At 35.7% G+C, this 6622-nt stretch carries 10 protein-coding genes; all 10 read right to left on the reverse strand.

Features of this window, described 5'->3' with window-relative positions:
* Positions 1 to 221: 221 nt before the first annotated feature.
* Entirely contained in the window at positions 222 to 722 is a 501-nt protein-coding gene (locus PHP06_10080) for a gamma carbonic anhydrase family protein (GenBank protein ID MDD3840888.1), read from the reverse strand.
* A 74-nt stretch (positions 723 to 796) separates the two neighbouring features.
* Positions 797 to 937 carry a six-cysteine ranthipeptide SCIFF gene (gene scfA, locus PHP06_10085; GenBank protein ID MDD3840889.1) on the reverse strand — a complete coding sequence of 47 codons (141 nt, stop codon included), beginning with the start codon at positions 935 to 937 and terminating at the stop codon, positions 797 to 799.
* Between the two features lie 66 nt (positions 938 to 1003).
* Entirely contained in the window at positions 1004 to 1390 is a 387-nt protein-coding gene (locus PHP06_10090; GenBank protein MDD3840890.1) for a TIGR04086 family membrane protein, read from the reverse strand.
* A gap of 95 nt (positions 1391 to 1485) precedes the next feature.
* On the reverse strand, positions 1486 to 1764 hold the full coding sequence (yajC, locus tag PHP06_10095) for a preprotein translocase subunit YajC (GenBank protein MDD3840891.1): 279 nt from the start codon (positions 1762 to 1764) through the stop codon (positions 1486 to 1488).
* 65 nt (positions 1765 to 1829) lie between these two features.
* Positions 1830 to 2948 carry a tRNA guanosine(34) transglycosylase Tgt gene (gene tgt / locus PHP06_10100; GenBank protein MDD3840892.1) on the reverse strand — a complete coding sequence of 373 codons (1119 nt, stop codon included), beginning with the start codon at positions 2946 to 2948 and terminating at the stop codon, positions 1830 to 1832.
* Positions 2949 to 2959: 11 nt separating this feature from the next.
* A complete protein-coding gene (queA, locus tag PHP06_10105; protein MDD3840893.1) occupies positions 2960 to 3985 on the reverse strand; it encodes a tRNA preQ1(34) S-adenosylmethionine ribosyltransferase-isomerase QueA in 1026 nt (341 codons plus the stop codon).
* A 28-nt stretch (positions 3986 to 4013) separates the two neighbouring features.
* Positions 4014 to 4235: a DUF2905 domain-containing protein gene (locus PHP06_10110; protein MDD3840894.1), complete on the reverse strand. Its 222-nt coding sequence runs from the start codon at positions 4233 to 4235 to the stop codon at positions 4014 to 4016.
* 23 nt (positions 4236 to 4258) lie between these two features.
* Positions 4259 to 5269, reverse strand: coding sequence for a Holliday junction branch migration DNA helicase RuvB (gene ruvB / locus PHP06_10115; protein MDD3840895.1), 1011 nt, complete (start codon positions 5267 to 5269; stop codon positions 4259 to 4261).
* A 15-nt stretch (positions 5270 to 5284) separates the two neighbouring features.
* Positions 5285 to 5875: a Holliday junction branch migration protein RuvA gene (gene ruvA / locus PHP06_10120; protein ID MDD3840896.1), complete on the reverse strand. Its 591-nt coding sequence runs from the start codon at positions 5873 to 5875 to the stop codon at positions 5285 to 5287.
* A gap of 9 nt (positions 5876 to 5884) precedes the next feature.
* On the reverse strand, positions 5885 to 6382 hold the full coding sequence (gene ruvC / locus PHP06_10125) for a crossover junction endodeoxyribonuclease RuvC (protein MDD3840897.1): 498 nt from the start codon (positions 6380 to 6382) through the stop codon (positions 5885 to 5887).
* Between the last annotated feature and the right edge of the window lie 240 nt (positions 6383 to 6622).

A 6622-nucleotide genomic window follows, 5' to 3' on the forward strand; every position in this document is an offset into this window, starting at 1 on the left:
TACAATAAACTTCAGTACACTCTTTTTATCCATATATATTTCTCCCCCTTAAAACAATCGCCTTTAGCTCCAACTTACCTTGTTATTATATAACTATTGCATTTTGTAGTCAATACAGCCTTAATCCCGCTTCTCAAAGTAATACAATGTGTCCTATAATCAATATAAGTACCGAAAAATAAAAAGATGTAATAAATCTCCATTCTAGCTTGGTCACTGTATTATATATATTCTGATGCATGTTTTGCATAATCCAATGCTGAATTTTTTATATCTATTATTTCCTGTTCCGTCAACTTTCTGATTATTTTGCCCGGGCTTCCTAATACAAGAGATCCGTCAGGTATTTCTTTATTTGAAGTTATCAAAGTACCCGCCCCTACAATTACATCTTGTCCAATTTTAGCTCCATTTAATATAATGCTGCCCATCCCGATCAAACTATTATCATCTATAGTACAACCATGTAATATGCATCCATGGCCTATGGTGACATAGCTACCTATTTGGACACTCATGTTTTCATCAACGTGAATCACTGTCGCATCTTGAATGTTTGTGTATGCTCCTATTCTTATTATGTCCAAATCACCCCTTAATACAGCTCCTGGCCATATGCTACTTCGTTCACCGATAGTAACATCACCTATTATCTCGCTACTTTCGGAAATATAACAAGCAGGATGAACAATTGGAAATACATTTTTATAATCTCTAATCAATATTATCGTCCTCCGATACAATCCGGTATTTACTAAAAAAATTATAGCAGTAATATTAATATTACTGCTATAATTTAATTCTTCTCACATTTTTGATTTGCCACAGTGCATGAAGTTTTGCATGCAGACTGGCAAGAATTCTGGCACTCTCCACAGCCCCCATAAACTGCAGTTTTCTTGAGGTCCTGAGAGTTTATTGTTTTAATATGTTTCAAGGCTATTCCTCCTTGCATTTGTTTCTATCACTCATTTTACAATATATATTAGATTTTATCAATGATTTATTTAATTCCGCTTCTTATGTTAACACCGATAATACCCCCTATTGCGCCGATAACAGCTCCAAAAATTAGTTCTATATACAAAGGTCTGGAGAATAAATCAATATATTTTAATAAGTGACATATAATTAATGATATTATGATATATAGTATTCCAGCTAATGCCCCTGTCAGCCAACCTTTAGAACCAGATATTCTGGCAGCGTATATACCTGTCAATGCTAGACTAACCACTTTTATTATTTGCACAGCAGGAGAGATAACAGTCTCATTCATCTGAGATATATTGATGATAAATGCCAACAACAAAAACATTATAATTGTCAATATGATACCGAAAAGAGCACCTCTTAATATATTAATAACACCTTTGATATGTGTACTCATTGCATTCCCTCCAAAAAATTCTTTGTTCAGTTTTAATCTATGTAAAAATAAGACGATTTAGAACAAAAAAAGAAATAACCCACCGGTTATTTCTTTTATTCTTCATCATCTGATTCGTTGTCTACGCTTTTTATAGCCCATCTTGCCATAACGATGTTGACCTTATCTGACCCAACCTCTATAGTTATTACATCATCCTTGATCTTTATTATCTTACCGAATATTCCACCTATTGTTGTAACGTTATCGCCAACTTTTAAGGCAGCAAGCATTTCCCTGATTTGCTTATCCCTTTTCTGTTGAGGTCTGATAATTAAAAAGTAAAATACGGCAATTAGTACTATAAAAGGTAAGAAAGCCATTAATTGTTCCATAGACATACCTCCATTAAAAGTAATTTAGCTATTATTCAATATTAGATAAGACTTACTAGTTTTACCTATATTGTTCCATAATATTTTTGGAAAAATTCATTTCTAAAATCCAGCAAACTGTCATCTCTTATCGCTTGTCTAATATTATTCATCAAATTGATCAAAAAATAGAGATTATGAATTGTCGTAAGCCTGGCACCCAAAATTTCTTTCACATTAAAAAGATGTCGTATATATGCCCTGCTGTAATTCCTGCAAGTATAACAATTACATTCCGGATCCAGTTTCGAAAAATCACGTTTGAACTCTGCATTTCTAATGACAAGTTTGCCCCTGCTGGTCATTACAGTCCCATTCCTTGCAATACGTGTAGGAAGCACACAATCAAACATATCTATCCCTCTGCAAACTCCTTCTACCAAACAATCGGGACTTCCAACCCCCATCAAATAACGCGGTTTATCTTCAGGCAAATACGGAACAGTGCACTCCAGCATCTGATACATCAAATCTTTAGGCTCACCTACACTCAGCCCCCCTATAGCGTATCCCGGGAAATCCATAGATGTAATCTGTTCAGCACTCTTTTTTCTCAAATCACTATAAAAATTGCCCTGTACTATTCCAAATAAAGACTGTTTTTCTGTGTTTTTATGAGCATTCTTACATCTCGCTGCCCATCTAGTAGTTCTATCCAAGGCTTCTATTGCATATGAACGTCCACAACCATAAGGACTACATTCATCAAAAGCCATAATAATATCTGCCCCTAGTGCATTTTGTATCGCTATAGACTTTTCAGGGCTGATAAAATGCCTTGATCCGTCCCTGTGAGATTTGAAATGAACACCATCATCAGTTATCTCTCTCAACTCGCCAAGGCTAAATATCTGAAACCCACCACTATCAGTCAATATTGGTTTATTCCAGTTCATAAAATCATGCAATCCACCAGCTTCTTCCACTATATCATGTCCCGGTCTAATATACAAGTGATATGTATTGCTCAAAATAATCTCCGTTTCTATGTCATACAATTCCTCCGGAGTCATTGCTTTGACAGTGGCTTGAGTACCTACAGGCATAAAAATTGGCGTATTTATTTCTCCGTGTGGAGTAGACAATATTCCCAATCTCGCGTCAGTGTTTTTGCTTTTTTTTATTAGATTATATTTTACAGTCATCGCTTTCACCCCTAATATACCAACATGGCATCTCCAAAACTAAAAAATCTATACCTCTCACGTATAGCTTCCTTATAAGCATTCATCACAAATTCTCTCCCAGCAAAGGCACTCACAAGCATCAGAAGGGTGGACTCGGGCAAATGAAAATTCGTTATCAATGCGTCTACAATTTTAAAGCTATATCCTGGATATATAAAAATATCCGTCCAACCGCTAATTGGATTGATCTTTGCATCATCCTGTGCAGCACTTTCAAGTGTCCTAACACTTGTTGTTCCTACAGCTATTACTCTCTTACCGTTTAACTTAGTTCTATTTACCATTTCAGCAGTTGTTTTTGGTATGCTAAAATATTCGGAATGCATTATATGATCCTCAATTTTTTCCTCCTTTACCGGTCTGAATGTGCCCAATCCCACATGGAGAGTAATATAGGCTATATTTGCACCTTTTTTTGCTATTTCCTCAAGCAAAGAATTAGTGAAGTGCAACCCGGCAGTGGGTGCAGCAGCTGATCCTTCATGCTTAGCAAAAACAGTTTGATATCTTTCTTGGTCTTCAATCTTATTTTTGATATAAGGAGGCAAAGGCATCTGACCTATCTTTTCCAGAACCTCTTGGAATACACCAGAATAATAAAACTCAACAATTCTCCCGCCGGAATCAGTTTTTTGTAAAACATTTGCCTTTAAATCGCCATCTCCAAAAATAAATTTACTGCCTATTTTTGCTCTTTTCCCGGGCTTTACAAGTACTTCCCATCTGTCTCTTTCCATCCTTCTTAAAAGCACAAATTCCATCTTACCATGAGTATCTTCCCTGTGCCCTATCAATCTAGCCGGAATAACCCTTGTATCATTTAAAACAAGACAATCTCCTTCATCTAAGTATTCCACTATATCTTTAAATATTTTGTGCTCAATCTTCTTATCTTTCCTCCCCAGCACCATCATTCTAGACATCTCTCTTTTGTCTATAGGAACCTGGGCAATAAGCGACTCAGGCAGTTGATAAAAAAAATCTTTTTTGTTCAATAAACAGTCCCCCTTGCAGTCAACTCCATCATTTAAAGTTTTGTAAAAAACGTGCTATCAAACTGATAATAATACTTATCACTATACAAGTAACTACAGGAAAATAAAAGGTAAAATTACCCCTTTTTATATATATATCCCCTGGCAGTTTATGGACTCCCACTTTAGATATCAATATGAAGATTCCTCCAATTACCAATAGAACCAAAGCTATTGATATCAATAACTTACCTAAATTTTCAAAGCCCATCTTGTCTCCCTCCAACTCTTGTGCTAACTATCGTTAAAACTTATATTTAAATGGTCATATGCAATCTTTGTAGCAACTCTTCCTCTAGGCGTCCTTTGAATAAAGCCCTTTTGGAGCAAATATGGTTCATACACATCTTCTATAGTAGAGTTTTCTTCTCCTACCGAAGCAGCTAAAGTATCCAACCCTACCGGTCCTCCATTAAATTTGTTTATTATAGTCAGCAGCACCCTTCTGTCCAAAGAATCTAAACCGATTTCATCGATTTCTAGCAACTCCAGCGCTTTTATGACTATATCTTTTTTAATCAATCCATCAGCTTTTACCTGAGCGTAATCTCTTGTTCTTTTGAGCAATCTGTTAGCTATCCTAGGCGTTCCCCTTGAGCGACCTGCCAACTCCCCGGCCCCTTCACGATCTATATATACATCCAATATACTGGCTGATCTTAGTATGATCTGTGTGAGTTCCTTTTGGGTATATAAATCCAACCTGCTTATGACACCAAATCTATCCCTTAAAGGAGAGGTCAACATGCCTGCCCTTGTAGTTGCCCCAATAAGCGTGAATCTAGGAAGATCCAGCCTCACCGATCTAGCACTGGGTCCTTTACCTATGATAATATCAAGGGCATAATCTTCCATAGCCGGATATAGTATCTCTTCTACACTTCTATTTAATCTGTGTATTTCATCAATAAATAATACATCATTTTCACTTAAGTTAGTCAAAATAGCAGCAAGATCACCAGGTCTTTCAATAGCAGGTCCGGATGTCACCCTGATGCTTACACCTAACTCATTAGCTATAATATTTGCCAAAGTTGTTTTACCTAATCCCGGAGGCCCGTAAAGCAATACATGGTCTAGAGGCTCATTTCTTTCTATAGCAGCCTGAATGAATATCTTTAATTTTTCCTTGGTAGTCTGTTGACCTATATATTCACTTAAAGACCTAGGCCTCAAAGTTTTTTCAACATCCATATCATATTCCGTCTTTTGCCTTGCAACTATACTCTCACGTCTTTCTTCCAAACAATCTACCCCCATCTATATGCTTCTCTTTAACGCGGCTTTTATCAAATCCTCTACATCTTGATAATCTTCTTTTACATCATCAATCATTTTTCTAGCATCGTTCTGTGAATAACCCAGATTTACCAAAGCCTGTACAGCTTCTTGACAATGTGATTGATTAACATTTTCTAGCCCTGAAGCATTGTTATCATTCAAATCAATCATATCCAGCTTATCCTTCAACTCAAGCATTATCCTCTGTGCAGTCTTCTTGCCTACCCCTGGAAGACTAGTAAGCGTTTTTAAATCATTTGAAGTAATCGCCATTATTATTTGATCAGGGGATAAGGTAGATAAAAAATTCAGTGCAATTTTAGGACCTACCCTATTTACTGAAATTAACTTTTCAAACAACATCAATTCTTGTTTACTTGAAAATCCGAACACAGTTAACGCGTCTTCCTTCACATGCAGATATGTATAAAGTTTAATCTGCTCACCTATTTTACCTATTCTCGATAATGAATAGGAAGAAACAAATATCCTATAACCTATTCCATTCACATCTACAACAACATTGTCATCATTTATTACCTCTAATTTACCATTTATATATGCAAACATATATATCTCCTATACATTTTTATTTATCAAATTATTAAAATCAACTGAATGGCAGTGACATATGGCTACAGCCAGCGCATCTGCTACATCATCAGGTTTAGGCACCTCCGGTAAATTCAGCAAAATTTTAGTCATTTCCTGCACTTGTTGTTTTTTAGCTCTTCCATAACCCACTACAGCCTGTTTAACTTGCAGTGGTGTATATTCATAGATATTTTTACCCATATTTGCGGCGGCCAATATAGCTACACCCCTTGCATGCCCCACAGTTAAAGCCGTTTTTATGTTTTTGTTAAAAAACAACTCCTCTACAGCCACATCCTCAGGCTGATACTCTTCTATTATCTCTTTCAAATCATTGTATAGAATAACCAACCTATCAGGCATTTTGCTGTCTGAACTGGTACATATGGCCCCATAATCTATTACATTAAACCTGTTCCCTATATTGTCAATTACGCCGTACCCCATTATAGCTATACCAGGGTCTATTCCTAATATCCTCATAGATACAATTTCACCATTCCTTTATTAGATGCATGAAATATTATTTATATGTTATACTATTCCATGATAAATCAAGCATATCATCTTTATGAGCAATTATAACACATTCTTTGATAAAATGTATGTTGTATAATTATGCATATTATTATATAATTATTAGGTAATTGATATTAGGAGGTATTTATATGGCTGATAAGGAAAAAGTAATTTTAGCTTATTCTGGAGGTTTAGACACTTCAA

The organism is Clostridia bacterium, from assembly GCA_028698525.1.
Taxonomy (GTDB): Bacteria; Bacillota; Clostridia; order JAQVDB01; family JAQVDB01; genus JAQVDB01.

Bases quoted from the DNA above. Each gene is read 5' to 3' on its own strand.
- PHP06_10110 (MDD3840894.1), bottom strand. From the start codon at position 4,235: ATGGGCTTTGAAAATTTAGGTAAGTTATTGATATCAATAGCTTTGGTT.
- ruvC (MDD3840897.1), bottom strand. From the start codon at position 6,382: ATGAGGATATTAGGAATAGACCCTGGTATAGCTATAATGGGGTACGGC.
- PHP06_10090 (MDD3840890.1), bottom strand. From the start codon at position 1,390: ATGAGTACACATATCAAAGGTGTTATTAATATATTAAGAGGTGCTCTT.
- tgt (MDD3840892.1), bottom strand. From the start codon at position 2,948: ATGACTGTAAAATATAATCTAATAAAAAAAAGCAAAAACACTGACGCG.
- ruvA (MDD3840896.1), bottom strand. From the start codon at position 5,875: ATGTTTGCATATATAAATGGTAAATTAGAGGTAATAAATGATGACAAT.
- yajC (MDD3840891.1), bottom strand. From the start codon at position 1,764: ATGGAACAATTAATGGCTTTCTTACCTTTTATAGTACTAATTGCCGTA.